The sequence below is a fragment of the Saccharomonospora marina XMU15 genome (genome assembly GCF_000244955.1).
Taxonomy (GTDB): domain Bacteria; phylum Actinomycetota; class Actinomycetes; order Mycobacteriales; family Pseudonocardiaceae; genus Saccharomonospora_A; species Saccharomonospora_A marina.
This window is the reverse complement of sequence record NZ_CM001439.1, coordinates 1,093,546-1,120,250: the sequence shown is the minus strand read 5'-3', so window position 1 is coordinate 1,120,250 and position 26,705 is coordinate 1,093,546. Positions and strand designations below refer to the sequence as shown.

Genomic DNA, 26,705 nt, shown 5'->3' with positions numbered 1-26,705 from the left:
ACGCCTGGCGCAACCGCATAATTCCGGACCGCCGCTCGCGGCGGGTAGGGCTGGCCCCACCTGCCGGACACCGGTCCGCATGCTGGTTGCCCGCAGCCGGAAGGGAGAGGCTGGACCCTCGACCACAGGAAGGATCCGGCATGACCGCGGCGTACCCCGAACACCCGAGCCGAACACCCCGGCCCGCAGTGGCGGGCTCGGTGACATACCTCCTGCTCAATCTCCCCGCGGGCATCGCGGGCTTCGTCCTGCTCGTGACATTGGGCTCGGTCGGGGTGTCCACGGTGATCGTCTGGGTGGGCGTGCCGGTACTGATGCTGGCCATCCTGCTGGCCCGCGCCTTCGCGGAGGTGGAACGCGCTCGGATCCGTGCGCTGCTGGGCACCTACATCCCGCGACCGTACCGACCGCTTCCCGATGGCGGCCACAAGGTGCGCTGGAAGGCCCGGCTCTCGGACTCCTCCACCTGGCGCGACAGCTGCTACCTACTGCTGCTGTTTCCGATAGGAATCGTGGAGTTCGTGCTGGTCGTGACGTTGTGGGCGGTGTCGTTCGGGCTGCTCGCACTTCCGGTGTACTACCGTTACCTGCCGGAAGGGGCCTACTTCTTCCCCAGCTACGACCTGCGGTGGATCACTGTGGACTCGGTGCCCACCGCCCTGCCGTGGGCCGCGCTGGGCGTGTTGCTGCTCGTGGCGACCGTAGCCTTCACGCGGGGGTTGGCCACCACCCATGCCCGAATCGCCCGACTGCTGCTCGGTCCAAGTCCCGGCAGGATGGTCGACGTCGAGACCGACGTCGACCAGCGCCAGCCCCATCCGGTGGCAGAATGATCCATGATCAGCTGACGGGGAGCCAGGCATGAGCGGCGGGGGCGCGGCGCGGCAGCAGGCGCGGCCGACCGCCTTCCGAGCGATCGCCTTCATGGTGGCGAGCCTCCCGCTGCGATTGGTCCAGTTCGTTCTGCTGGTGACGTTGTTCGTCGTCGGTGTTGCCACGCTTGTCGTCTGGATCGGCATTCCGATTCTGATGCTTGCTACGAAACTGGCGCGAGGGTTCGGCAACCTGGAACGGCGTTGGGTGAGCGCGGCGCTGGCGACCGCGATCCCCGCCGCCGACCGGCTGCCGAAGGACGGCGGACCGTTGCGGCGGTGGAGGACTCAGCTCACCGATCCCACCACTTGGCGTGACCTCGGCTACCTGCTGCTGGCCTTTCCGATCGGCGTATTCGAGTTCGCCCTCGGGGTTGTCGCTATCGTGCTGCTGCCGATCGCGATCTGGGTGGTTCCCGGCGTGGGATGGCTGCACGGAAGGCTCGCGCTCGCGCTGCTCGGCCCGCCGAAGGCCCGCCGGGCTGAGGCCAGAGCCTCACGGCTACAAGCGTCGAGGGCGCGCGGGGTGGACGCCGCCGAGGCGGAGCGTCGGCGTATCGAGCGCGACCTGCACGACGGCGCGCAGCAACGCCTCGTCTCGGTGGCGATGAGCCTGGGCAGGGCGAAGACCAAACTGGGCGACCCGGATTCGCTGCGTAGCCTGCTCGACGAGGCCCACACCGACGCGAAGCAGGCCGTGGCCGAGCTGAGGGACCTGGCCAGGGGCATCTACCCCGCGGTACTGGCCGACCGCGGCCTGGACGCGGCGCTGTCCGCGCAGGCCGCGAAGTCGCCCGTGCCCGTCGACGTGAGCGTGGAGGTCGACCCGCGCCCGCCCGCCGCGGTGGAGACGACGGCGTACTTCATCGTCGGTGAGACGCTGACCAACATCGCCAAACACTCGGGTGCGACACAGGCGAGCGTGCGAGTGTGGCGATCGGGCGGCACCGTGGTGGTGGAAGTGACCGACAACGGCAACGGTGGCGCGCGGCTGCGGGAGGGGGGAGGCCTGCGCGGACTCGCCGACCGTGCTGCCACGATTGACGGCGTCATTTCCGTCGTCAGCCCGCCGGGCGGCCCCACGGTGATTCGAGCGGACCTGCCGTGTACCTGGTGAGCTGCGTCGCAGCCACTGGGGAGCGAGCATGCGCGTGGTCATCGCGGAGGACGCCGTTCTGCTGCGGGCAGGGGTACAGCGCCTGCTGGCCGATGAGGGCATCGAAACGGTCGCGGCCGTGGACAACGGTGACGACCTGCTGGACGCGGTCGAGCAGCATCGGCCTGAACTCGCGATCGTCGACGTGCGCATGCCACCGACGTTCACCGACGAGGGTTTGCGAGCCGCGCTGCGGGCGCGCGAGGTGGTCCGAGACCTGCCGGTGTTGGTGCTTTCGCAGTACGTCGAGGAGACCTACGCCGTCGAGTTGCTCGCCGACGGTGCCGGGGGCGTGGGCTACCTGCTGAAGGAGCGGGTCGCCGACGTCGCGGAGTTCCTCGACGCCGTGCGGCGCGTGGCCGAGGGCGGCACGGCGATCGATCCCGAGGTGGTCGCCCAACTCGTGGCCCGCGGCAGGCGCGACCCGCTTGCGTCGCTCACCGCACGCGAGTCGGAAGTGCTCGGCCTCATGGCGCAGGGAATGTCCAACACCGCCATCGCGAAGCGACTCGTGGTTTCGCATGGAGCGATCGAGAAGCACATCGGCAACATCTTCACCAAGCTGGGCCTCGAAGTGAGCACCGACGAGCACCGCAGGGTGCGCGCGGTGCTCACCTACCTCGGCCGCTGACCAGCCCGGCTACTGGGCCCACGGCGGGTCGATGGTCTCGCCGTTGACGGTCCCGCGAATGCCCTTCGATGTACACACCGTCAGCCGTGCGGCCACCGCGGCCGGGTTGCGCAGGCGAAACGGAACGCCGGGTGCGGCGATGGCCGCATCCCCCGGCGTCAGCTCATGCATCTGGTCAGCCATCTCCATCAGCATCCTGCCGTCCTGCAACACGAACACTTCCTCCCTGTCGACCGTGTGCCACTCGGTAGCCACCCCCGGCGCAGCCTCCAGCGACCAGACAGCTCGGTCGACCCTCTACTGGGCACGGCGAGCGGGCGTGCCTGGAAACCGCCGATGTCGAACGTCGGCGCGGCCGTTAGCGTGGCGAGTGTCATCAGGCCTCCAATGGTCAAGTAGCGTTCCAGTACCTGTCGACACACTCGGCAGCCACCGCCGTCGAACTCGGCGAACACCTCGGCGTCACCAAGCAGGCCGCCGTCCAGCTCGTCGACGAACTGGACAGGCGTGGCTACGTCGAGCGCCGCCCACATCCCCACGACCGTCGCAGCAGGCTCGTCGCACTCACCCCGCGTGGCTGGCAATGCATCCACCGTGTCGTCGAGGCTTGGACCGAGATCGAACAGGAGTGGGCACGATTGATCGGCACGCAGCGTTTGCGTGATCTGCACGACGACCTCGCCACCCTGACCGATCACACCGCCGACGGTCGCCGGGTCCCGCTACGTCCGGTCTGGTAGCTCGCCGCTCAGATACCGAGCAGCTTCGCGGGGTTGTCGTGCAACACCGCACGCAGGAACGGCTCACCGAGCCGTTCCTCCGCCGACGCCCATCCCGCGATCGCGCGCAACTGCGCCGCATAGGGGTAAGGGATGTTCGGGAAATCGCTTCCGAGCACGATCCGGTCGGCCACCGGAACCAGCCGCCTCGGCCAGTCCGCCGGCAGCGGCGAAAGCCGCTCGGTGAACGGCACACCCACCATCGTGGTGTCGAGATGGACCTTGGGATAGGCCCGCGCCAGCTCCAGCGCGTCCTCGTACTCCGGCATCGCCGCGTGTGCGAGCACCGCGACCAGCCGCGGATGGCGGCGCAGTACCTCGGCGAACACTTCCAGGCCGGTGTGCTCGCCGCGCAGCGGACCGTGCCCACAGTGGATCACCAACGGGACCTCGGCATCGGCGAGGGCACCCCACACCCCGTCGAGCAGCCGGTCCCGCGGATCGTAGGCACCGACCTGCACATGCGCCTTGAAGCACCGAGCGCCCGCCCGCAATGCCTCGTCCACGTAGCCGGTCGCAGACGGCTCGGGGTAGAAGGTCGCCGTGTGCACCGCGTCGAGCTCGCGCTCGGCGAACTCCAGTGCCCACTGATTCAGCCATCGCGCCATTCCCGGCTTGTGCGGATACACCAGCGGCGCGAAACGGCGCACTCCGAACGAACGCAAGGTCCGCAGCCGCTGCTGCTCCGTCGTGCGGTAGTGCACCGGCCACGCCGTGCCGTAGTGCTCCTCGGCGCTGTCGAAGTACGCCCACACCTTGCGCAGCATCCGCTCGGGCAGGAAATGCACGTGGAGGTCGACGATTCCGTCCAGCCCGAGTCCGTGGACCCAGGCCGCGACGTCCTCGTCAGCCCGCGGGCTCACCCGCGGTACTTCCCCTTGGCGGCCCGCCCCATCGTTCGCGCGATCTCTCGCTGCGCGTCCCGCTTGGCGATGGCGTGGCGCTTGTCGTAGGCCTTTCGGCCCTTGGCCAGCGCCAGTTCCACCTTGACCTTGCCGTCCTTGAAGTACAGCGACAGCGGCACCAGGCTCAGCCCGCTCTCCTTCGTCTTGCCGATCAGCTTCTCGATCTCCCCGCGGTGCAGCAGCAGCTTCCTGGTGCGCCTCGGGGCGTGATTGGTCCACGTGCCCTGCGCGTACTCGGGAATGTGCAGGCCGCGCAGGAAGATCTCACCGTCGTCGACGGTGGCGAAGGAGTCGACAAGCGACGCCTTGCCCTCCCGCAGGCTCTTGACCTCCGTACCCACGAGCACCACACCCGCCTCGTAGGTGTCGATGATCGTGTAGTCGTGGCGGGCACGACGATTCGACGCGATCACCTTGCGGCCAAGTTCCTTCGGCATGGTTCGACTGTAGCGCTAGTGGCGAACGTAGAGCCGCAGCGTTATGTAGCCGGTGAACGCCGAGATCAGCACCGAGACGCCGATCAGGATCGGGGCCACCGGGAACAGCACGTCGATCAGTTCGATCTTCGGGATCGCGCCTCCCGTCGCCGCCAGGATCTTGTCCAGCACCAGGTACTTCAGCGTGACAAGGCCGGTTACACCGATCAACGCACCCAGCACGCCCGCGACCACCGCCTCCAGCAGGAAGGGCAACTGGGTGTACCAGCGGGTGGCACCGACCAGCCGCATGATCCCCACCTCGGTACGCCGGGTGTAGGCGGACACCTGAATCGTGTTGGCGATCAGCAGCACCGCCGCCAGCGCCGCGATGAGAGCCACGATGAACGTGCCGTTTCGGCCAGCGTTGAGCAGGCTGAAGAAGCGATCGAGGAACTTGTTCTGGTCGTCGACCTTGGCCACGCCGGGTTGGCCGTTGTACTCCTGCACCACCACCTCGCTGCGCTGCGGATCGAACAGCTTGACGTGCAGCGAGGCAGGCAGCGCTTCCGGCCTGGCCAGCTCGACGAGTTCGGGCTGGCCCTCGAAGATGCGCTTGAACCGCTCGTAGGCCTCGTCACGGTTCTCGTAGACGACCGACTCGACGGCCTGGTTGGTCTCCAGCGACTGCCGTAGCGACGCGCAGGGGTCCGCGGAGCACTGCTTGTCGCCTGCGCTGATGTCCTCGGTGAGGTAGACGGTGACCTCGACGTCGTCGAGGTAGCTCACCTTCATCTTGTCGATCGTGCGGACGAAGAGCAGGCCACCGCCGAGCATGCCGAGCGAGATGGCGGTAGTGAGGATCATGGCGATGGTCATCGTCACGTTCCGGCGAAGACCGGTGATGACCTCGCTGAACACGAAGCTGGCGCGCATCGGGGGGACGCATTCCTTGGGTCGGGGATATCGGGGCGGGGACAGCTGGGGGTGGGCTGGCGCTGCGGGGGATCAGCGACCGACGCCGTACACCCCTCGCCGGTCGTCTCGGACAACTCTGCCGAAATCGAGTTCGACGACGCGGCGACGCATTGAGTCGACGATGGAGTGGTCGTGCGTGGCCATCAAAACCGTGGTGCCCGTGCGGTTGATGCGCTCGAGCAGCAGCATGATGTCCTGGCTGGTGTCGGGGTCGAGGTTTCCGGTGGGCTCGTCGGCCAGCAACACCAGCGGCCGGTTCACGAAGGCTCGTGCGATCGCCACCCGCTGCTGCTCACCACCGGAGAGCTCGTTGGGCATGCGATCGGACTTGCCTTCGAGGCCTACCAGTTCCAGCACCTCGGGCACCACCTTGCTGATGGTCCGCTTCGGCTTGCCGATGACCTCGAGCGCGAACGCCACGTTCTCGGCGACGGTCTTGTTCGTCAGCAGCCGGAAGTCCTGGAACACGCAGCCGATCGTCTGGCGCAAGCGGGGGATCTTGCGCCGAGGCATCTTGGCCACGTCGAAGTTCGACACCATCACCCGACCTCGGCTGGGCACCTCCTCCCGCAGGAGCAGCCGGAGGAACGTCGACTTCCCCGAACCGGAGGGGCCGATGAGGAAGACGAACTCGCCCTTGTCCACGTCGACAGACACGCCGTCCAATGCGGGGCGTGAGGAGGTCTTGTAGACCTTGGAAACGCTATCGAGCCGGATCACGGTGGGCCATCTTACCCCGTAGCCGAGTGAAGCCCTGGTTGCCTACTCTGCGTCACGCGGCGTCGGCCTGCTGTTTGCGCCACCGGATGCCCGCGTCGAGGAAGCCGTCGAGTTCGCCGTCGAGCACGGCCGAAGGGTTACCGACCTCGTAGTCGGTGCGCAGGTCCTTGACCAGTTGGTAAGGGTGCAGCACGTAGGAGCGCATCTGGTTGCCCCAGCTGGAGCCGCCGTCGCGCAGCGCGTCCAGCTCGGCGCGCTCCTCCGCCTTCTTGCGCTGCAGCAGCTTGGCCTGCAGCACCTTCATGGCTGCCGCCTTGTTCTGCAGCTGCGACTTCTCGTTCTGGCAGGACACCACGATGCCCGTCGGCAAGTGCGTGATGCGCACGGCCGAGTCGGTGGTGTTGACGCTTTGACCACCGGGACCGGAGGAGCGGTACACGTCGACGCGAATGTCCTTCTCCGGGACGTCGACGTGATCGACCTCCTCCACCTCGGGCAGTACCTCGACGTGCGCGAACGACGTCTGGCGCCTGCTCTGGTTGTCGAACGGGGAGATCCGCACCAGCCGATGGGTCCCCTGCTCGACGGAGAGGGTGCCGTAGATGTAGGGGCCGCTGACCTTGAAGGTCGCGGACCGGATGCCCGCCTCCTCCGCGTAGGAGATGTCGTAGACCTCGGTCGGGTACCCGTGCCGTTCCGCCCAGCGCAGGTACATGCGCAACAGCATCTCGGCCCAGTCGGCCGCGTCGACACCGCCCGCCTCGGAACGGATCGTGACCACGGCATTACGTACGTCGTACTCGCCGGACAGCAGGGTGCGCACCTCGAGGGCGTCCACGTCCCTGGTGAGCTGGGACAGCTCGGTCTCCGCCTCGGACCGGCTGGCCTCGTCGCCCTCGGCGACCGCGAGCTCGTACAGCACACCGAGGTCGTCGACGCGCTGCCGCAGGTCGGTGACGCGCCGCAGCTCCGCCTGCCGGTAGGAGAGCTGACTGGTCACCTTCTGCGCGGCCTCAGGATCGTCCCAGAGATTCGGCCGCGCGGCCTCCTCCTCCAGCTCCGCGACCTCCTTGCGCAGCGAATCCAGGTCCATGACGGCCTCGACCTGGGACAGCTTCCCGCTGAGGTCCTTCAGGGCGGCTTCGAAGTCAGCACTCACAACCCTCGAGTTTACGGTAAATCGTGCGGCCGCCGTCAGCGGCCGCACCGATCACCGGTCAACTCGACGAGAGGGCGTCCACCAGCTTCAGCGCGGCCCTGGCGTGCGCCTGTCCGAACTCGGCCACCGCCTTCTCGACGGGATCGGTCGCCGCCCTGACGGCGGCCCTGGCGTCGTTCAGCTCCGCGCTGTAGGTCTCCTTGGCCGCATCGAAGAGGTTGGCGCGTTGTTTGGGCGTCAACACCCCGGCGTTGACCACCCGCAGGATGAGCGGGCTGCGCAGGTGGTCGGGCCCGGAGTCGCTGGTCAGCCACCCTTTGAAGGCCTTCTTCCCTGCTGCTGTGATGACGTACTGCTGGCTGGACCGAGGTCCCTGCTTGCCGAGCCGCACGTAGCCTTCCTTGTGCAGCGCGGGCAGCTCCCGGTAGACCTGGCTCCTCGTGACGCTGAAGAACGTGCCGAACCGTTCCTCGGCCGCCGCGACGAGCTCGCCACCGGTAGCGGGACCGTCGTGTAGCAGACCAAGCAGTGCTGCTGCAGTTGCGTTCAAATCGGACACGCCTCTACCGTGCCACGTCTTCGCGCATCTGTCCACAGTGGTCAAGGAAACGTCCAATGTGGAACAGCCGTCTCAGAGTGCGAACAAGCCTCTGACCACGCAAAAGAGCCCGAATCCGCAGATTCGGGCTCTTTTGCTTGACGTGGTAGCGGGGACAGGATTCGAACCTGCGACCTCTGGGTTATGAGCCCAGCGAGCTACCGAGCTGCTCCACCCCGCGCCGTGTGTTTCCTAGTCTACCTCATCCCCGTGACCCCCTGACAGGGGGGTCGGTTCGAGGCCCCGCGAGAAGATCGCTGTGATCTCCTTGCGGTGACACCCACCTTACGCCACGGTTTCGCCACGGCGCAAAGTGGGTGTCCGACACCTCACATGATCATCGCCCGTCAGCCGCCACCGGCATTCTGCGCCTGCTCGTAGCGTTGCGCGGCCGCGTCCAACTCGGCCAGAGCCTCACCCTGCGCGTTGAAGTCACCGGAGCGCTGAGCCGCCCTCAGCTTCTCCAGTGCCGCCTGAATGTCGGCCACAGCCTGGTCGAGCTCAGGATTGGCGCCGCCGCTGTCGGGCAGCTGTTGCTGCTGGGTGGGTGGCGGTGACGTCTCCTGCGGCTGCTCCGGTGCGCCGCCCTGGGCCGGCCCGGTCGCCGCATCGCCGCTGCCCTCACCGAACACCTCGTCCAGCGCGCCGTTCAAGGTCGATGCCACACCGATGCGCCCGCCGAACGACACGAGCACCCGCGCCAGCTGTGGATAGCTCTGCGCGTTGCGCTGCTGGATGTAGACCGGCTCCACGTAGAGGAACCCACCGGCGACCGGCAGTGTCAGCAGGTTGCCGTAGATGATGTCCACGCTCTGGTTGCCCAGCAGGGTCCTGTCCTGCGTGAACTTCGGATTGCTCTGGAAGGCGTTCTGCACCTGCACGGGACCCTCGAGCTGCTGGCCGCCTCCCGTCGGCAACCGCAACACGGTGATCTTGCCGTAGTCCTCAGGATCGGACGACACCGTGGCCCATGCGGCCAGATACTGCCGCGCCAGCGGCGTCAACGCGCTGGTGAGCTGGAACCTCGGGTCGCTTTGCCCCGGCGCCTGGGCAAGCAGGTAGTAGGCGGGCTGCTTCGCCGTGTCGGAGTTGGGGTCGAGCCCGCCTTCCTGCGTCGGGTCCTGCGGGACGTTCCAGAACGTCTGCGTGGAGTAGAACTCCTGCGGGTTACGCACGTGGTACTTGGTGAGCAACTCCCGCTGCACCTTGAAGATGTCCTCCGGGTACCGGAAGTGTTCACGCAGTTCGGGAGTGATCTCCGAACTCGGCTTCACGATGCCGGGGAACACGTTGCGCCACGCCTTCAGCACGGGCTCGTTGTCGTCCATCGAGTACAACGTCACCGTGCCGTCGAACGCGTCGACCGTGGCCTTGACGGAGTTGCGGATGTAGTTGATCCGGTTGTCCTCCTGCCGGGCCACCCCGGTGAGCGAGTCCTGTGTCGCCGTACCCAGCGAAGTGCGCTGCGCGTAGGGGTAGTTGTTGAGCGTCGTGTAGCCGTCGACGATCCACTTGATCCTGCCGTCGATCACCGCGGGATAGGGGTCCCCGTCGGCCGTGAGCCACGGCGCGACCTTCTCGACGCGATCTCTCGGATCGCGGTTGTACATGATCTTGGAGCCGTCGCTGATCGCGTCGGAGAACAGGATGTTGCGCTCCCCGTGCTGGGCGGCGAACACCAGCCGGTTGAGCCAGTTGTCGATCGGCACACCGCCCTTGCCGTTGTAGAGGTAGCTGCGGTCGGTCGCCGTGTCGTACTCGCCCGGGGCCTGGCCCTCCTGACCACCCACGATCGCGTAGTCGGTCGCCAACTCGCCGAAGTAGACCCTCGGCTCCTCGACCCTGATTCCGGCGCCCTCGGGGTTCTGGGTGTCGCTGGTGCGCGCCAGCGGGTAGCCACCGTCGCTGTTGGCGTCTTCCAGCGCCCGGTCGATCGTGTTCGCGGGGGCGGCGACGAAGCCGTTGCCGTGGGTGTAGACCAGATGCCGGTTGATCCACGTCTGCTGGTTCTCCCGCAGCCCGTTGGTGTTGATCTCCTTCGCCGCGACGATGTAGGCCTGCCGCTCGCCGTCCACCGTGTACCGGTCGATGTCGAGCTTGTCGGGGAAGCCGTAGAAGTTCTCGCGGCCGACACGCTGGGTGAAGGTCGGGCTCAGCACGTTCGGGTCGAGCAACCGGATGTTCGGTATCGTGCCCTGCTCGTTCCTGACCTCGGCAGGCGAAGCCTCGGAGTCCCCGCTGTAGTCCTGGTACTGGACATCGTCGAGGCCGTAGGCGAGGCGGGTGGCCTCCATGTTCCTGCTGATCGACTCGGCTTCCTTCTCGTTGGCGTTCGGACGCACGGAGAACTGCTCGAGCACGGCGGGCCACGCCACACCGATGATGATCCCCGAAAGGATCAGCAGCACGAGCGCGATCGCGGGCAGTTGGATGTTGCGCAGGAACGCGCCGACGAAGAACGCGATGGCACACAGGACGGAGATGGAGAGCAGGATGAGCTTCGCGGGCAGCACCGCGTTCAGGTCGGTGTACGTGGCGCCGGTGAACAGCGGCTCGTTGCGCCCCGAAAGCAGCAGGTTGTAGCGGTCCAGGAAGTACTCCGCGGCCTTGAACAGCACGAAGACCCCGATCAGCACCGAAAGCTGGACCCTGGCCGGGCCGGAGATCTGGCCGCCGCGGCCCGCCAGTCGGATACCGCCGAACAGGTAGTGCGCCAGCAGCGCGCCGATGAACGCCACCACGATGGCGACGAACAGCCAGCCCAGCAGCCAGCCGTAGAACGGCAGTTGGAAGACATAGAAGCCGATGTCGTGCCCGAACTGCGGATCGGTGCGGTTGAAGCTCGTCCCGTTCAGGTACAGCTGGACGATCTGCCAGTCGCCCTGCCCGGAGGCGCCTGCGATCAGCCCGGCGATCACCGGAATTCCGATGCCGAACAGGCGGGTCCTTGCGACCACCAGGGAGCGGTAGCGGGCGAGCGGATCGTCCGCTCCCGAGACCGGTACGAACACCGGCCTGGTGCGGTAGGCGATCCACAAGCTGATGGCGAGCATGCCGCCGACGAGGGTGCCCGTCACGAAGAACAGCACGACACGGGTGAGCAGCACGGTGCTGAACACCCCGCGCGCGCCCACCTCGCCGAACCACAGCCAGTCGACATAGGTGTCCAGCAGCCTGGCGCCCAGTAGCAGGAGCAGGATGATGGCGGCCGCGAGGATGAGCAGGACGCGAGCGCGCCGAGAAAGCTTCGGCAGGCTGACAGGGGGCCGGGTGGCCACTACGCACACTCCCGTGGTCGAGATTGACGTTGCGGGGCGCCGACGTCGCGAACACCCCTGAATACCTAACTTTACGGAGGGTGCTCCGAGTTCCCGAAACACCCCAAACCGGGCGCTCGCGGACCGAGGGGCCGCACCTGCCACGATAGGACCATGACGGAGAGCGAGCACCAGGCAGGTTCCGCGAGCGTAGCGGCGCTGGCCCGCGAGGTCGAGGAATTCGTCGCGTCCGGCGGGTGGGATCAGCAACCGCAACTGTTCGCCCTGGTGTCCACCGCTGACCTGCTGCGCCAGCAGCCGGAACTGGCTGGGCACCTCGATCAGGGCAGCGCACTGACGCCGGTGGCGCAGGACTCGCTACCCGAAGGTGACCTCGCCGAGGCGCTGGCACGCATCGCCTGGCCGGAAGCGGTGAGCGGCTGTGCGCTCGCGCAGGAGATCATCGTCCTACCTCCGGACGCCGAGGCACAGTTGCCGGAGGTCGACGAGGGATCGGACGCCGGCGACCTGGCTCGGCTGCGCCAGGCCGCGGCTGACCACCCGAGCCGCACCGAGGCCCGGCTCGTCGCCGCCGTGCTACGCGACGGCACCGCCGCCTGCGTGATGCGCCTTCGTGGAATCCACGACCCCGGCGAGGCAGCCGATCCGGGTTCGCAGCAGTCCGGCGACGTGGACGAGATCATCGAGCATCCCGAGTTGGCCCCCAACCTCGTGGACGCGCTGCGAGCCACCCTCCAGCCCTGACCCGCTCGGCCGCGCCTGCGCCGCTGGGCGAGCCTTCAGCAGGACGGGACGGGCCTGCCCGCGTCCAGGTTCTGCAGTGCCCGCACGGCTCCGTCCAGGTCCGACACCTTGATCAGTCGAAGCCCCTCGGGGGCCTGTGCGGAGGCCTCCGCACAGTTTCGTTCAGGTACGAGGAACGCGGTGGCTCCCGCTTCTTTCGCGGCGACCAGCTTGAACGAGATTCCGCCGATAGCGCCGACCTGGCCCTTCTCGCTGATCTCGCCCGTACCCGCGACGCGTTCTCCGCCCACGAGCTTCCCCGGAGTCATTCGATCGACGATCGCGAGGGCGAACATCAGCCCTGCGGAGGGCCCTCCTACGTCCTCGAGGGCGATGTCGACCTCGAACGGCACGTCGGCTCTGTCGATCGGCTGGAATCCGACGAATCCCTGCGGGCCTTCCGGGTGCCTCGCCAGCCTCACCGACTCGGTGCGCGTGGGCTGCCCGTCGTGCCGGAACGTGATCGAGATGGTCTGCCCCGGCCGCGTGCCCTTCAACGCGGCGATCACGTCGTCCTCGTTCGAAATGCGCCTGCCGTCTACCGCAACGATCTCGTCACCTGGTGAGAGCACGTCGTCGGCGGGGCTACCCGAGACGACCTCCTTCACCACGACCTTCACCGGGTAGCCCAGGCTGCGCAGGGCCGCCACTTCCGCGTTGCTCTGCGAGTCACGGAACTGCTGGATGTTTTGCCGCCTGACCTCCTCGTCGGACTCGCCGGGCTGGAAGTACTCCTCACGGGGAGCGATCGCGAACCGCCCGCTCACCCACAGCCCCAGCGCACCGAACAGGGTCACGTCGTCGTTCAGCGACACCGTGGTCATCCGCAACTCGCCGCCGGTCGGGTAGGTGGGACGGCCCTCGACCGACACCACCTGCTCCCCGTTGACCGCACCGAGCGTGTCGTAGGTCGGCCCTGGGCCGAGCGCGACGTAGGGGACGCGAACGAACGCGCCCAGCATGGCGAACACCACCACCAGCACCGCGCTCAACGCGAGCGTCCAACCACGTCTGCTGAGCCGCAACCGCGAGCGGCCTGACCCGTTGTCGGCCGGCTCTCCCGCCGCGCCGGACGGTGGGCTCACCTGCGTGGCTGCCGAAGCTGGTTGCTTGCCACGGGACTCACTCACACGCACAGCGTACGGCGAGTGATGTCGGGTCACGGTGCGGGATCGGCCGAGCGAACCGCCGTGATGACGCCGACCGCGAACACAGCCACGTCACCTTGTCAATGGGGAGGCTGGGTCAATACTCGTCCGCGTACGGTGGTGATATGAGCAACCTACCGTTCGGCTTCGGACTCCCCGACCCCGACAAGCGTCGTGAGAACGATCCAGGCGGCTCGGGCGACCAGCCTGGTTCGGGCGCCGACGCGTTCCAGCAACTGGGGCAGATGCTCAGTCAACTGGGGCAGATGCTCAGCCAGGCAGGCAGCTCCACCGGCCCGGTGAACTACGACCTGGCCAAACAGATCGCGCTGCAGCGCCTCGGCAGCGAGTCGAAGATGGGGTTCGTCGGCGACAGGTCGAGCGAGGACGCCGTTCGGGATTCGGCACACCTCGCCGAGCTGTGGCTCGACGAAGCCACGATCCTGCCCGCTGGGGCGAGCACCACGGTTGCCTGGAGCTCGCGGGATTGGGTGGACAAGACGTTACCGACCTGGCAGCGGCTGTGCGACCCGGTCGCCAAGCAGGTCTCCAGCGCCTGGATGCAGGCACTGCCGGAGGAGGCCAAGCAAGCAGCGGGACCGCTACTGTCGATGGTCGAGCAGATGGGCGGCATGGCGTTCGGCTCGCAGCTGGGCAACGCGCTCGCAGAACTGGCGTCGGAGGTGCTGACGTCGACCGATGTCGGCCTCCCGCTCGGACCGCCTGCCACCTCCGCACTGCTCCCGGCCAACATCGAGAAGTTCACCGAGGGCCTCGAACGGCCCAGCAGCGAGGTCCTGGTTTTCCTCGCCGCACGTGAGGCCGCGTATCAGCGACTGTTCGCTCACGTGCCGTGGCTGCGGCAGCGGCTGCTGGCCACGGTGGAGGAGTTCGCGCACGGCATCACCGTGGACACCTCGGCGCTCGAACAACTCGCCGGACAGGTGGACCCGAGCAACCCCGCGAGCATCGAGCAGATGATGTCGTCCGGGTTGCTCGAGCCGAAGACGACCCCGGAGCAGCAGGCCGCGCTGGGCAGGCTCGAGACGTTGCTGGCACTGGTCGAAGGCTGGGTCGACGTGGTGGTCGCCGACGCCGTCGGTGAGCGCCTGCCGGGCGCCGACGCCCTGCGGGAGACGCTGCGCAGGCGACGGGCGACCGGCGGTCCCGCCGAGCAGACTTTCGCCACGCTCGTGGGTCTTGAACTGCGGCCTCGCCGCATGCGCGCGGCTTCGGCGTTGTGGAAGCTCGTCGGCGACCAGCACGGCATGGACGCCAGGGACAAGGTGTGGTCACATCCCGACCTGCTGCCCACCTCCGAGGACCTGGACGACCCGATGGGCTTCGCCGAGCGGGCAGGCCACGGCGAGGAGGCAGGCGACCTCGATCCGATCGCCGAACTCGAACGGACCGAGCGAGCGGAGGAGCAAGCCAGGTCCGAGGAGTCGGAGGACGGCGAACCAGGAGAGGACACCGGCAAGGACCGGTGAAACCTCACTCGGTGTCGTCGAGGTTGGAGATGCCAAGGCCCTCGGCCGCGGACAGCCCCTCCAGATAGCCGATCGCCCGTTCCGTCTTCGGGTAGCGCCGCACCAGGGCCCAGAACTTGGCGTTGTGCTCGGCGACCCGCAGGTGGGCGAGTTCGTGCACGAGCACGTAGTCGAGCACCCACGACGGCACTTCGCGAAGCCGCTCGCTCACGCGGATGGTGCGGTCCGCCGGGGTGCACGAAGCCCAGCGTGTACGCATCGGGGGCACCCACCGCACGCTCGCGGGCTGTGCCGTGCCGTCAAGGTAGCGCCTCGACAGCTGGGCGCACCGCATCAGCAACGCCTCGTCCGATGCCCGAGCAGGTGAAGCACGCCTGCTCTCGGTGCGCTGCAGCTTGCGCTGCATCTCCGCGACCCAGTGTTCTTCCTCCGCCTGGCTCATCGTGGCGGGTATGAGCACCACAAGTGTGTCACCGTCTCGGTACGCGGTGACGGTCCGGCGGCGACGTGCGCTTCGCCGAACTTCGACCTTCTGTTCTGGGACGGAAGACTTCCGCTTGGTCTTGTCCCGATTCCTCAGTGAGGGAACCCGTGCTTCGGCCACGTGTCCACCGTAAAGCCACTGACCGACATCGAGGATGGCCACAACATCACATCGCCATAGTTGTCCACAGATACCTTTCGCCTGTGGACAAGCGGCCCGCGCGGAGGTGCACCGACAGCGATCTGCAGTCACCCTGAGCGCATGAGACCACCGCTACAGAACGTGACGCTCCCGAACCGTCCGCGACTGCTTCCCGGCCTCGGCGTGTACGAGCGGAGATCCGACGAACTCCAGATCGGCCTCGATCCCCGGCATGCTGTCGTGGCCCCCAACCTGCCCCCGATTCTCATGGACATCCTGCGCGGGCTCGACGGGCGGCGTACCACGGCCTCACTCCTGGCACTCGCCAGGGACGAGCACGCCGAGCGCCTCCGCGATCTGCTCACCGGCCTTGCCGAGCGTGGGCTGGTCGAGGAGGCCGACTCCGCCGACAGCCCACAGGAGTGCGAGCAGGAACCGGAACTGTGGTCGGCCGGACTCGGCAAGAGACGCCGCGACACGGCTGCACGGCGAGCACGGTCCGCGGTGCTGGTGCACGGTGGCGGTCGGCTGGCGGCAGCGGTGGCGAGTCTGCTGGCCGCCGCGGGCGTCGGCCACATCGACACCCAGGCCGAGGGCACGGTCACCCGTGACGACCTCGGCTCCGGGCTCCTCGACGGGGATGTCGGGTCCCCACGACGCCACGCGCTCACCGGTGCCGTCCGAAGAGCGAACCCGGCCACGCGTACAACTCGGCTGCGCGGCAACCGGCGACCCGACCTCGTCGTCGTCACCGATGCCGTCGTGCCCGCACCCGAGTTGATCACCAGGCTTTCCGCGGACGGCCTCGCGCACCTCCCGGTACGCGTTCGAGACGGCATCGGCATCGTGGGCCCGCTCGTCCTGCCCGGCAGAAGCAGTTGCCTTCGCTGCGCCGACCTGCATCGGACCGCGCTCGATGCCTGCTGGCCCCGAGTGGCAGGCCAACTGGCGGGCCGCTACCAGCGTGCCGAACTCAGCGGCGTCTACGGGACCGCCGCGCTCGCCGCCGGGCAGGTACTGCGCTTCCTGTGTCCGGAAGACACTCCCCCTCCGACCTGGAACGGGACACTGGAGCTCGACTGCTACGCCGGTACCGTGCTGCGACGCGAGTGGCCTGCGCATCCACACTGTTCCTGCGGCGCCCCTCGGCCGTCGTCCGCACCTCGGCGCAGCACGGTGGGTAGCCCAGCCAGGTAATTGCCCTTCCTTCTCCGCAGCATCAGCGGGCGTCCGATCACTGCCTGTGACCGGACGCCCACGCTGGCATGGCGATTTCCACCTCGAATGAGTGCACACAGGCTGATCCGCAAGGCAGAATCGCTTGCGTGACGGACTTCCGCGATTCCACCGACGAGGCGGTTGAGACCGCGATTCCACGTCGCGCCGCCGCGCGCACTGCCAAGCTCGCCAGTCTTCCGTTGGGTATCGCCGGTCGTGCCGTCGGTGGCTGGGGCAGGCGGCTGACAGGCCAGAGCGCGGAGGAGGTCAATGCCGCGCTGTCCGCGAAAGCGGCCGAGCAGCTCTTCGAGGTCCTCGGGACGCTCAAGGGCGGTGCCATGAAGTTCGGACAGGCGTTGAGCGTGTTCGAAGCCGCGGTACCGGACGAGCTCGCCGCGCCCTACCGCGAGGCCCTGACGAAGCTGCAGGCTGCCGCTCCGCCCATGTCCGCACGGCAGACACACCGGGTCCTCGCCGAGCAGCTCGGGCGCTCCTGGAGCCAGCGGTTCGCCGAGTTCTCCGATCAACCCAGTGCCGCCGCGAGTATCGGCCAGGTCCATCGGGCTGTCTGGCACGACGGTCGCGAGGTGGCGGTCAAGGTCCAGTACCCGGGCGCCGATGAGGCCCTGCGCAGCGACCTGCGGCAACTGCAGCGGTTCAGCCGACTGTTCCAGGCTCTGGTACCGGGCACGGAGATCAAGCCGCTCCTCGCGGAGCTGGCAGACCGGATGGACGAGGAACTGGACTACCGCACCGAAGCCGACAGTCAGCGGCGTTTCGCCAAGGCGTTCGACGCCGACGAGCAGATCGTCGTGCCGAAGGTCGTCGCGAGCGCGCCGAAGGTCATCGTGACGGAATGGATCAGCGGCACCCCCTACGCCCACATCATCAAGGACGGTACGACCACACAGCGCAACGAGGCCGGCCGACTCCTCGCGGAGTTCCACTACTCGTCGCCGACCCGAGCGCATCTGCTGCACTCGGACCCGCACCCGGGCAACTTCATGCTGCTCGACGACGGCAGGCTCGGCGTCATCGACTTCGGTGCCGTCGCGAGGTTGCCGCACGGCGCGCCGCCCGCACTCGGCCTGATCATGCGGCTGGCCCTCGACGGGCGCTCGGCGGAACTGTTCGAGGTACTCCGCTCAGAGGGATTCGTACGCCCCGACACCGAACTCGACCCGGAAGACGTCCACAACTACCTCCTTCCTTTGATCTCCCCGCTCACCGAGGAGCGGTTCCACTTCACTCGCCGGTGGGCCCAGAAACAGGCTCTTCGGATGGGCGACACGCGCAGTCAGGACTTCCGCACGGGTCGGTCACTCAACCTGCCACCGCACTGGCTGCTGATCCATCGCGTGACCGTGGGTGCTATCGGCATCCTGTGCCAACTCGACGCTGAGCTGGCCCTGCGCTCCATTGTCGAACGTTGGCAGCCCGGCTTCGCCGACTGATCCCGACCTGTCCACAGCACGACGTCGGCAAGGCACGAATGTGCCAATTCAGCACGAAGCTGTCCACAGCTTCACAACTGCCACTACCCGAGCCACGCAGCCACGATCACGCTGTGGGCATGACCTTCACGATCGACGCGGCGAAGGCCGCTCAGCACCCTGTCAACAACATCGTCTCGGTTTCCACGCTGCGAGCCCGCGGCGTACTGGACCAAACCATCGCGAGACGCTGCCGCCCGGGTGGGCCATGGCGACGCCTGGCACCCGGTGTCGTCATGCTCGCCTCAGGTGAACCGACAAGAACGCAGCTGCTTCACGCTGCCGCGACATACCTCGGCAAGGAATGCGTCCTGACCGGACACGACGCGCTTTGTGCCCAGGGCCTGGACCTGCCCAAACCTCGCACGGTGCACGCACTCGTCCCGAACTGGCGCAGGCTTTCGCCACCGGAGTTCCTGCTGTTGGAGCGAACAGCCAGGCGGCCGGACCCGGTGTTCGTCCATGGGTTGCCGTTCGCACCGCCGGAGCGGGCCGCGCTCGACGCGGCCCGAAGACAGCACGAACCGGAACGGCTGCGGGAACTGTTGACGCTGCCCATCTACTACGGCATGTGCACGCCGGAGCAACTGCGTGCGGAACTCGACGCGGGCAACCAGCGCGGCACCGCGGCCGTCCGCCAGCAACTGCGGTTCATCGCCCAAACCAGAGACAACTACGTCCATGGCCTGGCGCGCCAACTCCTCAACCGATCACCGCTGCCGCCACCCCGCTGGGAGGCTACGGTCTACGACAGGGCAGGGCGCTCGATCGGCGCCGTCGACGCATGGTGGGACGAGATCGGAATGGGTTGGCAGTTCCGCAAACCCACCGACGGATCGGAGCGAGAGCAAGCCGGACGGCTGTCGCTGACGGCCGCGGGCGTGGTCGTTGTGCGGAGTTCGCCCGAGTCACTTCGAACGAACGGCAACGCGGTGCTCAGGGAATTGGTCAGTGCGTTCCGCGCGGCGGCAACACGTGTCCGGCCCGCCGTGCGCTGTGCTGTGCCAGGGCAAGCGGCATGAGTTCACCACTACTCGACTGCGAGTTCGCCCTCGATTTCGCGAGCCCGGGTCCGAGCATGGGGCGCACACGCGGGCGGGGCCGACCGCCTCCGGTTTCTCGAACCCACGCCGACCCACGCGCATTGTTGTCGCCAGTCCTGGTTCGCGCCGCGACCGGGCACGAAAGACCGTGGCATCACACTCGCCGTCCGGTGTGCACGGTCCTGGCAGCCAGGAGGTACACGTCGTCGCGCTGACCGAGGTAGTCCGGTGAGTCGGGATCGAGCAGGCGCCGCACCGCCTCACGATCCTGCTCGCTGACGTGGTCAGTGGCGATTTCTGAGTACCACGCGAACCGATCGAGCACGAAGTCGAGCACCGCCGAGTCAGCCGGAGCGGGGTGGTCCACCAGGTAACTGAACGAGCGAAGGTCCGACAGTCCCGCTCGCCGCAGGGCGCAAGTCCAGCCGTACGGCATCCGCGCCACGTCGGGCATGCCTGCGCGCAAGCCTTCGAACCATGACTCGCGTGCGCCGTTCAAGCGTTCCTCAAGTCCGGGCCTGCCGATCCCGATGTCCCACGGCAGGCAACGGGGCGCGAGGCCACCTTCCGCGACGGCCAGCAGGCCGCCCGGCCGCAGCACACCGGCAAGACGGTTCACTGCGGCCTGCTGATCGGGAACGTGATGCAGGACCGACGCCGCCCAGATCAGGTCGGCCTCGGTAATCACCTCGCGCACCTGGTCGGCGCCGACATCGGCCAGCACGGCTTCCACGCGCACCAGCGAGTCGCCGGCAGCAGCGACGGACTGCGATGCCGCCGCCAGCACCTCGTCGACAGCGTCGACAAGGATCAGGGTTCCACCGCCTGCCCGCCGCAAGGCGTCGGCCAGCGCGAGGCTCATTCCCCCCGCGCCGCAGCCGACGTCGACCACGGTTGGTCCATGAGGCAACCCGTCGGTCAGCCGCCGCGCGACTTCGACCAGTGCATCTCGTTCGAGGTCGTCAAGTCGGCGCAACGAGGTGAGCCGAGCGGCCCAGTCGACATCGTCGTGGGTATGACCTGGCATCGGACCATTCAACACGACCGTGCGCGGCGCCGGGGCGGGAAGCGAACCTGGCGTTCGCCTCCCGCCCCGCCCCCTGCTACCGGGTCAGCCGTCGCGAGCGGCCGGATGCCCAGCGGGCCAACCGCTCCCACCGCGACGCGGCACGGGCGACACGGGCGTCCCGCTGCCCCTCCGCGGCTTGCAGCCAGTCACGTATTCGCGCTCTGGCCAGTTCTTCGTTCAGCAACATCTGGGAAAACTCCCGCTTCCGGTATCGGGTGGTACGCGGCCGAACGAACTCGGCCCCCGACCACACTTGCGGTGCCCTTCGCCGATCAACGGTGTGTGTGCTCATGCCGCACTCCGCTGTCCTGCGCTGACGGGCTCGATCGGGTTCTTGCGGGGACGACCCCGCGGTCGCTTTCTCGCCACAACCGCACCTCGCTCGAATATCTCGCCGCCCCAAACTCCCCACGGCTCACGGCGAGCGAGAGCGCCGGCAAGGCAGGACGCCCGCACCGGGCAGTCACCGCAGAGGTGCTTCGCTCGCTCCAGGTCCGCAGGAGCTTCGGCGAACCACAGGTCCGCCTCTCCCGAGCGGCAAGGCAGGCGCAGTTCCGGCTCAGACACCGCGTCGAACAACTCGGCGACTCCGGCGCCGGCCGTCCACTGATCGGTTAACGCCTCCTCTGACGCGAAGGCGGTTGCCGATGACATTCCTGTTCTCCTTTGTGTTTAAGGGTTTCTGTCAAGCCACATCTGCCCGAAACAGCACGAAGGCCGCGGACCCGATGCGGTTCCGCGGCCTTCGTGAGCCTGTCCTTGACGGTATTGCTGTCAGGGCGATCTCTCACTTGGGCACAACGGAACCCAGGGCTGCTTCTTGGTCGGCAGATCGACGGCCACCAGGAGGAACTCCGGGGACATGGCCTCGGCGACGTCGGCGGCAGCCGCACGGCGAGCGCGGAATGCCACGGTGTCATGACGCCTGCCTGCTCGATGAACCTCGTTGAGGGGGCAGGCGGTGACGACCGTTCCAGCGGTCCGGGACAGCGTGGTGCCACCGAGGCCATTCGCTTCGAACAGCTTCATCGCGGCACCTCCCTTCGCTGTCCGCACGGTCGTCACCTTGGCGACCGAAAAGTTGCGGATCTTCCACCCAGTGATTGCAGGCTATTGCGCCTGGACATCGAGGGGCAACTGATTTTTCGAACTTCCCCCGCCGGGGGTAGTGGCTCGCCTCAGCAGCAACTCCTACCGACCCCCACCGCGAGCGCGACGCTACCGACCGTCGCACTCCTTGATCACGGCGAGCACGTCCGCACCGAACCTGTCGAGCTTGGTGGCCCCGATCCCGGAGATCGACACGAGCGCGCGATCGTCGGTGGGCCGCTGCTCGGCGATGGCGAGCAGCGTCGCGTCGGTGAACACGACGAACGCGGGAACGTTGAGCTCTCGTGCCCGCCGTGCCCTCCAGTCCTTCAGCCGGACCAGCAGCCCCTCGTCGACCTCTGCGGGGCAACTGCCGCAGCGCCCCAGCTTGACCTCCATGGTCCCCACCAGCGGCCGGTCGCACAGCCGGCAGCGCGCCTTCGGGGCCGCGCCGCGCCGCCCGGAACCGCCCCGGTTCCCGGCGACGAACTCCTGAGGGAGCAACCCGTGGAGGAAACGGCTACGCCTTCGGTTGGCCCTACGTCCCGGGCCGCGCGACAGCGCCCAGGACAACGACAGATGCTCCCTCGCTCGCGTAACGCCGACGTAGAAGAGCCTGCGTTCCTCCTCGATCGCGTCCGGGTTGCCGTCGGCGTGTTGTATCGGCAGCGTGCCTTCGGCCAGGCCGACCAGGAAGACCGCGTCCCACTCCAGCCCCTTGGCCGCGTGAAGTGACGCCAACGTGATGCCGTCCACGGTCGGCGGATGCGCAGCGGCGGCACGCTGGTCGAGTTCGGCTAGGAAGTCGGTAAGCGTGGCACCGTCCTTGGCCGTGGCGAGTTCCTCGGCCAACTCCACGAGCGCGAGCAACGCATCCCACCTCTCCTTGGCGGCGCCACCCGCTGGAGGCCGGTCGGTAAGCCCGACGCGGGTGAGGACCCGCCGTACCGAGGTGACGAGTTCGGCATCCTGGCCGCCCTGCGCCGACGCCGCCTTGCGTAGCGCGGCCACAGCCTGTCGGACCTCGGTGCGAGCGAAGAACCGCTCGCCGCCACGGACCAGGTACGGGATCGCCGCATCCGACAGCGCCTGCTCGTAGGCTTCCGACTGGGCGTTGACGCGGAACAGCACCGCGATCTCACTGGCTGGTACGCCTGCTTCGAGCAGTTCCTTGATCCTGCCGGCGACGGCGGCGGCTTCCGACTGCTCGTCCTCGTATTCGGCGAACCGTGGCTGCGGACCGGCTTTGCGCTGCCCGACAAGCTCGAGCCGGGAACCGGCGGGACGGCCCCGCGCGGAACTGATCACCCGATTCGCCAGCGCCACCACCTGCGGAGTGGAACGGTAGTCACGTTCCAGCCGCACCACCGTGGCTTCGGGGAAGCGGCGAGTGAAGTCGAGCAGTGGGCGCGGTGACGCACCACCGAAGGAATAGATTGTCTGGTTGGCGTCACCGACGACGGTCAGGTCGTCCCTGCTACCGAGCCAGGCATCCAGCAGCCGTTGCTGCGCAGGGGTGATGTCCTGGTACTCGTCGACGACGAAACACCGGTACCGGTCCCGGAACTCCTCGGCGACCTCCTGGTGCTCCTCGAGGGCGGCCGTGGTGTGTAACAACAGGTCGTCGAAGTCGAGCAGTTGCTGTTCGTTCTTGACCGCCTCGTAGGTGCGGTACAGCTTCGCGATGTCCTCAGCGCCCAACGGAAGATCACGACGCGACCTCGCCGCGACGGAGGGGTACTCCTCGGGCCCGACCAGCGAGGCCTTGGCCCATTCGATCTCGCCTGCGAGATCTCGTAACAGCTCCACCTCGGTCGACAGCCGAAGCCTGGTCGCCGCCAGTGCCACCATGCGCAGCTTGTTGCCCTCGACGAGGTCCCACTGCCGATCCCCGACGATCCGTGGCCAGAAGTATCGAAGCTGACGCAGTGCCGCGGCGTGGAACGTGCGCGCCTGGGCGCCCTCGACACCGAGCTGCCGCAGCCGCGACCTCAACTCACCCGCGGCACGGGACGTGAACGTGACGGCGAGCACCTGGCCTGCTGAAACCTGACCGCTACGCACCAGGTGGGCGATTCGCCGGGTGATGGTCCTCGTCTTGCCGGTGCCCGCGCCCGCGAGCACGCACACCGGCCCCCGCGGCGCGCTCGCCGCGGCGCGCTGTTGCGGGTCCAGTCCCTCCAGCGGAGCCCGGCCACGGTCCGACGTGCCGACACTTCCCACGGCGGCATCCTCGCAGAGGGTACCGACAGGCCCGCACCCGCATGGTCGCCCGTATCCTGATGCATTATGGCGGGAAAGCAGGACAAAGAGGCCGCGAAGCAGGCCAAGAAGGAGAAGCGCGCGGCGAGCAAGGCGCGACGCGGACAGCTCTTCCAAGCGTTCAAGATGCAGCGCAAGGAGGACAAGGCTCTCATCCCGTGGATGCTGGGGTCTTTTCTCGTTGTGACCGGTGCGGCCTTCGGCATCGGTTTGCCATTCGGCATCCAGTGGCTGCTGTTGCCGGTCGGCGCCATGTTCGGAGTGCTCGCTGCCGTGATCATCTTTGGTCGCCGGGTGCAGAAGACGGTCTTCGCCAAAGCTGAGGGCCAGCCCGGCGCGGCCGCCTGGGCACTGGACAACATGCGCGGCAAGTGGCGGGTGACACAGACCGTGGCGGCCACGACTCAACTCGACGCCGTCCACCGGGTGCTCGGCGGTCCCGGTGTCGTTCTGGTGGGCGAGGGCGCGCCACACCGGGTGAGGACACTGATCTCGCAGGAGAAGAAGCGCATCGCGCGGCTGGTCGGCGAGACTCCGATCTACGATGTGATCATCGGCAACGACGAGGGTCAGGTGCCGCTGCGCCGCTTGCAGAACTACATGATGAAGCTGCCCCGCAATCTCAAGCCGCGTCAGGTGGACACGCTCGAGGCCAAGCTGTCGGCGCTGGGCAACCGTGGTGCCGCCATGCCGAAGGGACCGATGCCGCAGGGTGCCAAGATGCGCAACGTCCAGCGCACCATCCGGCGCCGCTGACACCCCGCAGGTCTACCCGCCATAACACCCGCCCGGCCCTGCGGCGGGCCTTCGACAGGCACACCGGCAATAGTCGATCGGCGGTGCCGACCCGGGCGGCAACCTCAGCGGATGAGCACCACGACCGTAGCGGTGAGCCGGTCGTGCCAGCCGCGGCCGTCCTCGTTGCGAACGGCCGCCGGGATGATCAGGAAGGTCAGCACCGCGCGCAGCAGGGCGCGCGGAAGGCCGACCACCGTGCCGCCGTCGAGCCTCGCTACACGAATACGCCTGCTCGCCATCCCGGGGGTGAACCCGAAGAACGTCACCGGTAACACGGTGATCGCTGCCCACACCCCCAGCGACCACAAGTTGTACTCCTGCATCACTGCTACGTTCGAGTAGTCAGGCCGTACGAACAGCGACGTCAACAACGACGCCAGCAGCAGGTCCAGCAATAGCGCCACGAGTCGGCGACCCGCTCCCGCCACTGAGCCGGCACCGCTTTCGGGCAGCCCCAACCGCTCACCCGGCCACCGGGGTGGCTTGCCGTCCGATGTCTCGTTAACGCCGCCGAGTGAGGAGAGCCACTCGCCCGTCCACCGTGCCACTCATCCAGGGTAAAGCGCAGGTAGCGGCAGCCGTCGCGCTGGTCGACCATTCGGTTTCAGCCGCTGGCGTTAACACCGGCGAAACATACGGGTGACGGTCGGGCAACACCGCGCTCCTAGCGTGAACCGAAGAGAGTACCGCCGCACGAGCTCGAACACGAAGGAGTCACCGAGGGTGTCCACTACTGCAGACGATGTCCTGCGTCTGATCGCGGACGAGGACGTGCAATTCATCGATGTGAGGTTCTGCGACCTGCCAGGCATCATGCAGCACTTCACCGTCCCCGCCAAGGCTTTCGACGCGGACGCCTTCGAAGAAGGCCTGGCCTTCGACGGTTCGTCTGTGCGCGGTTTCCAGTCGATTCACGAATCCGACATGCTGCTGCTTCCGGACCCGGCCACGGCCCGTATCGACCCGTTCCGGACGAACAAGACGCTGTCGATGAACTTCTTCGTCCACGACCCGTTCACGCGCGAGCCGTACAGCCGTGACCCGCGCAACATCGCGCGGAAGGCAGAGCAGTACATCACCGAGTCGGGCATCGCCGACACCGTCTTCTTCGGTCCGGAGGCGGAGTTCTACGTCTTCGACTCGGTGCGCTTCGACTCCTCCGAACACGCCACCTTCCACGAGATCGACTCGGTCGAGGGCTGGTGGAACACCGGGACCAGGGAAGAAGGCGGCAACCGCGGTTACAAGACCAAGTTCAAGGGTGGCTACTTCCCGGTGCCGCCGGTGGACCACTACGCCGATCTGCGGGACGAGATCGTCAACAAGCTGACCGGCTCCGGCTTCACTATCGAGCGCGCCCACCACGAGGTCGGCACCGCCGGGCAGGCCGAGATCAACTACAAGTTCAACACGCTGCTGCACGCAGCCGACGACCTGCAGCTGTTCAAGTACATCGTCAAGAACACCGCGTGGAACGCGGGCAAGACCGCGACGTTCATGCCGAAGCCGCTGTTCGGCGACAACGGCTCGGGGATGCACTGCCACCAGTCGCTGTGGAAGGACGGCACACCGCTGTTCTACGACGAGTCCGGCTACGCAGGCCTTTCGGACACCGCGCGTCACTACATCGGCGGCATCCTGGCCCATGCCCCGAGTCTGCTCGCGTTCACGAACCCGACGGTGAACTCCTACCACCGGCTCGTCCCCGGGTTCGAGGCGCCGGTCAGCCTGGTGTACTCGCAGCGCAACAGGTCCGCGTGTGTCCGGATCCCCATCACCGGCAGCAATGCCAAGGCCAAGCGGATCGAGTTCCGCTGCCCCGACTCCTCGGGTAACCCCTACCTGGCGTTCGCGGCGATGATGATGGCGGGCCTCGACGGCATCAAGAACAAGATCGAGCCGCCGGAGCCCATCGACAAGGACCTCTACGAGCTGCCGCCCGAGGAGGCCAAGAACGTCAAGCTCGTGCCGGGCGACCTCGGCTCGGTCCTCGATTCGCTGGAGGCCGACCACGACTTCCTGCTCGAGGGTGGCGTGTTCACGCCCGACGTGATCGAGACCTGGATCGCCTTCAAGCGTGAGAACGAGATCGACCCGCTGCGGCTGCGCCCGCACCCCTACGAGTTCGCGCTGTACTACGACGTGTGATGCACGACCGGGCCTGACCTGGTCAAACGGCTGTTGTCGACCACCAA

The 26,705-nt window shown here is 67.5% G+C and carries 27 protein-coding genes and 1 tRNA gene; 11 read left to right on the top strand and 17 right to left on the bottom strand.

Annotated features, from left to right (window positions below; translation table 11 throughout):
• The first annotated feature begins 140 nt into the window (after nucleotides 1-140).
• The 3 genes from SACMADRAFT_RS05310 to SACMADRAFT_RS05300 are packed head-to-tail and all read left to right on the top strand — an operon-like array spanning nucleotide 141 to nucleotide 2,659.
• Nucleotides 141-833 carry a sensor domain-containing protein gene (locus SACMADRAFT_RS05310; RefSeq protein WP_009152757.1) on the top strand — a complete coding sequence of 231 codons (693 nt, stop codon included), beginning with the start codon at nucleotides 141-143 and terminating at the stop codon, nucleotides 831-833.
• 28 nt (nucleotides 834-861) lie between these two features.
• Nucleotides 862-1,989, top strand: coding sequence for a sensor histidine kinase (locus tag SACMADRAFT_RS05305; protein WP_009152756.1), 1,128 nt, complete (start codon nucleotides 862-864; stop codon nucleotides 1,987-1,989).
• A 28-nt stretch (nucleotides 1,990-2,017) separates the two neighbouring features.
• Nucleotides 2,018-2,659, top strand: a complete 642-nt coding sequence (locus tag SACMADRAFT_RS05300) for a response regulator transcription factor (protein WP_009152755.1) — start codon at nucleotides 2,018-2,020, stop codon at nucleotides 2,657-2,659.
• 9 nt (nucleotides 2,660-2,668) lie between these two features.
• Here the strand turns inward: SACMADRAFT_RS05300 and SACMADRAFT_RS28420 are convergent, their stop codons facing one another.
• Entirely contained in the window at nucleotides 2,669-2,914 is a 246-nt protein-coding gene (locus SACMADRAFT_RS28420) for a cupin domain-containing protein (RefSeq protein WP_232285545.1), read from the bottom strand.
• A gap of 155 nt (nucleotides 2,915-3,069) precedes the next feature.
• Between SACMADRAFT_RS28420 and SACMADRAFT_RS28935 the strand changes: the two genes are divergently transcribed.
• On the top strand, nucleotides 3,070-3,399 hold the full coding sequence (locus tag SACMADRAFT_RS28935) for a MarR family winged helix-turn-helix transcriptional regulator (RefSeq protein WP_083840839.1): 330 nt from the start codon (nucleotides 3,070-3,072) through the stop codon (nucleotides 3,397-3,399).
• 8 nt (nucleotides 3,400-3,407) lie between these two features.
• Here the strand turns inward: SACMADRAFT_RS28935 and SACMADRAFT_RS05290 are convergent, their stop codons facing one another.
• The 8 genes from SACMADRAFT_RS05290 to SACMADRAFT_RS05255 all read right to left on the bottom strand — a co-directional run bounded on the left by SACMADRAFT_RS05290 (nucleotide 3,408) and on the right by SACMADRAFT_RS05255 (nucleotide 11,492).
• Nucleotides 3,408-4,301, bottom strand: a complete 894-nt coding sequence (locus tag SACMADRAFT_RS05290) for an amidohydrolase family protein (protein ID WP_009152754.1) — start codon at nucleotides 4,299-4,301, stop codon at nucleotides 3,408-3,410.
• Nucleotides 4,298-4,780, bottom strand: coding sequence for an SsrA-binding protein SmpB (smpB, locus tag SACMADRAFT_RS05285; protein ID WP_009152753.1), 483 nt, complete (start codon nucleotides 4,778-4,780; stop codon nucleotides 4,298-4,300). Before smpB ends, SACMADRAFT_RS05290 begins: the two co-directional genes overlap by 4 nt.
• Nucleotides 4,781-4,795: 15 nt before the next feature.
• A complete protein-coding gene (ftsX, locus tag SACMADRAFT_RS05280) occupies nucleotides 4,796-5,695 on the bottom strand; it encodes a permease-like cell division protein FtsX (RefSeq protein ID WP_009152752.1) in 900 nt (299 codons plus the stop codon).
• 72 nt (nucleotides 5,696-5,767) lie between these two features.
• The gene (gene ftsE, locus SACMADRAFT_RS05275; RefSeq protein ID WP_009152751.1) at nucleotides 5,768-6,457 is read right to left on the bottom strand and encodes a cell division ATP-binding protein FtsE; all 690 of its coding nucleotides are present in this window, start codon (nucleotides 6,455-6,457) and stop codon (nucleotides 5,768-5,770) included.
• A gap of 52 nt (nucleotides 6,458-6,509) precedes the next feature.
• Nucleotides 6,510-7,616, bottom strand: coding sequence for a peptide chain release factor 2 (gene prfB, locus SACMADRAFT_RS05270; protein ID WP_040925556.1), 1,107 nt, complete (start codon nucleotides 7,614-7,616; stop codon nucleotides 6,510-6,512).
• Nucleotides 7,617-7,674: 58 nt separating this feature from the next.
• The gene (locus tag SACMADRAFT_RS05265; protein WP_085977912.1) at nucleotides 7,675-8,175 is read right to left on the bottom strand and encodes a PadR family transcriptional regulator; all 501 of its coding nucleotides are present in this window, start codon (nucleotides 8,173-8,175) and stop codon (nucleotides 7,675-7,677) included.
• Between the two features lie 143 nt (nucleotides 8,176-8,318).
• Nucleotides 8,319-8,395, bottom strand: a tRNA-Met gene (locus SACMADRAFT_RS05260).
• 166 nt (nucleotides 8,396-8,561) lie between these two features.
• Nucleotides 8,562-11,492 carry a UPF0182 family protein gene (locus SACMADRAFT_RS05255; RefSeq protein ID WP_009152748.1) on the bottom strand — a complete coding sequence of 977 codons (2,931 nt, stop codon included), beginning with the start codon at nucleotides 11,490-11,492 and terminating at the stop codon, nucleotides 8,562-8,564.
• Nucleotides 11,493-11,645: 153 nt separating this feature from the next.
• Between SACMADRAFT_RS05255 and SACMADRAFT_RS05250 the strand changes: the two genes are divergently transcribed.
• A complete protein-coding gene (locus tag SACMADRAFT_RS05250; RefSeq protein WP_009152747.1) occupies nucleotides 11,646-12,236 on the top strand; it encodes a PPA1309 family protein in 591 nt (196 codons plus the stop codon).
• 35 nt (nucleotides 12,237-12,271) lie between these two features.
• Here SACMADRAFT_RS05250 and SACMADRAFT_RS05245 read toward each other — a convergent pair whose 3' ends face one another.
• Nucleotides 12,272-13,405 (bottom strand): YlbL family protein, encoded by a 1,134-nt coding sequence (locus tag SACMADRAFT_RS05245; protein ID WP_083840838.1) that lies wholly within the window; start codon nucleotides 13,403-13,405, stop codon nucleotides 12,272-12,274.
• Between the two features lie 143 nt (nucleotides 13,406-13,548).
• Here SACMADRAFT_RS05245 and SACMADRAFT_RS05240 point away from each other — a divergent pair, with 143 nt between their 5' ends.
• Entirely contained in the window at nucleotides 13,549-14,913 is a 1,365-nt protein-coding gene (locus SACMADRAFT_RS05240) for a zinc-dependent metalloprotease (protein ID WP_009152745.1), read from the top strand.
• Nucleotides 14,914-14,917: 4 nt separating this feature from the next.
• On the opposite strand, the gene SACMADRAFT_RS05235 is transcribed toward SACMADRAFT_RS05240, so the two are convergent.
• The gene (locus SACMADRAFT_RS05235; RefSeq protein WP_040926108.1) at nucleotides 14,918-15,493 is read right to left on the bottom strand and encodes a M48 metallopeptidase family protein; all 576 of its coding nucleotides are present in this window, start codon (nucleotides 15,491-15,493) and stop codon (nucleotides 14,918-14,920) included.
• Between the two features lie 165 nt (nucleotides 15,494-15,658).
• On the opposite strand from SACMADRAFT_RS05235, the gene SACMADRAFT_RS05230 reads away from it, so the two are divergent.
• The 3 genes from SACMADRAFT_RS05230 to SACMADRAFT_RS05220 all read left to right on the top strand — a co-directional run bounded on the left by SACMADRAFT_RS05230 (nucleotide 15,659) and on the right by SACMADRAFT_RS05220 (nucleotide 19,271).
• Nucleotides 15,659-16,735 carry a ThiF family adenylyltransferase gene (locus tag SACMADRAFT_RS05230; protein WP_009152743.1) on the top strand — a complete coding sequence of 359 codons (1,077 nt, stop codon included), beginning with the start codon at nucleotides 15,659-15,661 and terminating at the stop codon, nucleotides 16,733-16,735.
• Between the two features lie 128 nt (nucleotides 16,736-16,863).
• The gene (locus tag SACMADRAFT_RS05225; protein WP_040925555.1) at nucleotides 16,864-18,210 is read left to right on the top strand and encodes an ABC1 kinase family protein; all 1,347 of its coding nucleotides are present in this window, start codon (nucleotides 16,864-16,866) and stop codon (nucleotides 18,208-18,210) included.
• Nucleotides 18,211-18,329: 119 nt separating this feature from the next.
• The gene (locus SACMADRAFT_RS05220; protein WP_157617194.1) at nucleotides 18,330-19,271 is read left to right on the top strand and encodes a hypothetical protein; all 942 of its coding nucleotides are present in this window, start codon (nucleotides 18,330-18,332) and stop codon (nucleotides 19,269-19,271) included.
• A gap of 175 nt (nucleotides 19,272-19,446) precedes the next feature.
• Here the strand turns inward: SACMADRAFT_RS05220 and SACMADRAFT_RS05215 are convergent, their stop codons facing one another.
• The 5 genes from SACMADRAFT_RS05215 to SACMADRAFT_RS05200 all read right to left on the bottom strand — a co-directional run bounded on the left by SACMADRAFT_RS05215 (nucleotide 19,447) and on the right by SACMADRAFT_RS05200 (nucleotide 23,673).
• The gene (locus tag SACMADRAFT_RS05215) at nucleotides 19,447-20,319 is read right to left on the bottom strand and encodes a class I SAM-dependent methyltransferase (protein WP_040925554.1); all 873 of its coding nucleotides are present in this window, start codon (nucleotides 20,317-20,319) and stop codon (nucleotides 19,447-19,449) included.
• Between the two features lie 76 nt (nucleotides 20,320-20,395).
• Nucleotides 20,396-20,548, bottom strand: coding sequence for a hypothetical protein (locus tag SACMADRAFT_RS30750; RefSeq protein ID WP_232285544.1), 153 nt, complete (start codon nucleotides 20,546-20,548; stop codon nucleotides 20,396-20,398).
• A 101-nt stretch (nucleotides 20,549-20,649) separates the two neighbouring features.
• Nucleotides 20,650-21,015, bottom strand: a complete 366-nt coding sequence (locus SACMADRAFT_RS28925; RefSeq protein ID WP_009152738.1) for a WhiB family transcriptional regulator — start codon at nucleotides 21,013-21,015, stop codon at nucleotides 20,650-20,652.
• Nucleotides 21,016-21,135: 120 nt separating this feature from the next.
• Nucleotides 21,136-21,417 carry a hypothetical protein gene (locus SACMADRAFT_RS05205; RefSeq protein ID WP_157617193.1) on the bottom strand — a complete coding sequence of 94 codons (282 nt, stop codon included), beginning with the start codon at nucleotides 21,415-21,417 and terminating at the stop codon, nucleotides 21,136-21,138.
• 162 nt (nucleotides 21,418-21,579) lie between these two features.
• On the bottom strand, nucleotides 21,580-23,673 hold the full coding sequence (locus SACMADRAFT_RS05200) for an ATP-dependent DNA helicase UvrD2 (protein WP_009152736.1): 2,094 nt from the start codon (nucleotides 23,671-23,673) through the stop codon (nucleotides 21,580-21,582).
• 66 nt (nucleotides 23,674-23,739) lie between these two features.
• Between SACMADRAFT_RS05200 and SACMADRAFT_RS05195 the strand changes: the two genes are divergently transcribed.
• Nucleotides 23,740-24,468, top strand: coding sequence for a DUF4191 domain-containing protein (locus tag SACMADRAFT_RS05195; protein ID WP_009152735.1), 729 nt, complete (start codon nucleotides 23,740-23,742; stop codon nucleotides 24,466-24,468).
• Nucleotides 24,469-24,572: 104 nt separating this feature from the next.
• On the opposite strand, the gene SACMADRAFT_RS05190 is transcribed toward SACMADRAFT_RS05195, so the two are convergent.
• Nucleotides 24,573-25,058: an RDD family protein gene (locus tag SACMADRAFT_RS05190; RefSeq protein WP_009152734.1), complete on the bottom strand. Its 486-nt coding sequence runs from the start codon at nucleotides 25,056-25,058 to the stop codon at nucleotides 24,573-24,575.
• A 175-nt stretch (nucleotides 25,059-25,233) separates the two neighbouring features.
• Between SACMADRAFT_RS05190 and glnA the strand changes: the two genes are divergently transcribed.
• The gene (glnA, locus tag SACMADRAFT_RS05185) at nucleotides 25,234-26,658 is read left to right on the top strand and encodes a type I glutamate--ammonia ligase (protein WP_009152733.1); all 1,425 of its coding nucleotides are present in this window, start codon (nucleotides 25,234-25,236) and stop codon (nucleotides 26,656-26,658) included.
• Nucleotides 26,659-26,705 lie beyond the last annotated feature (47 nt).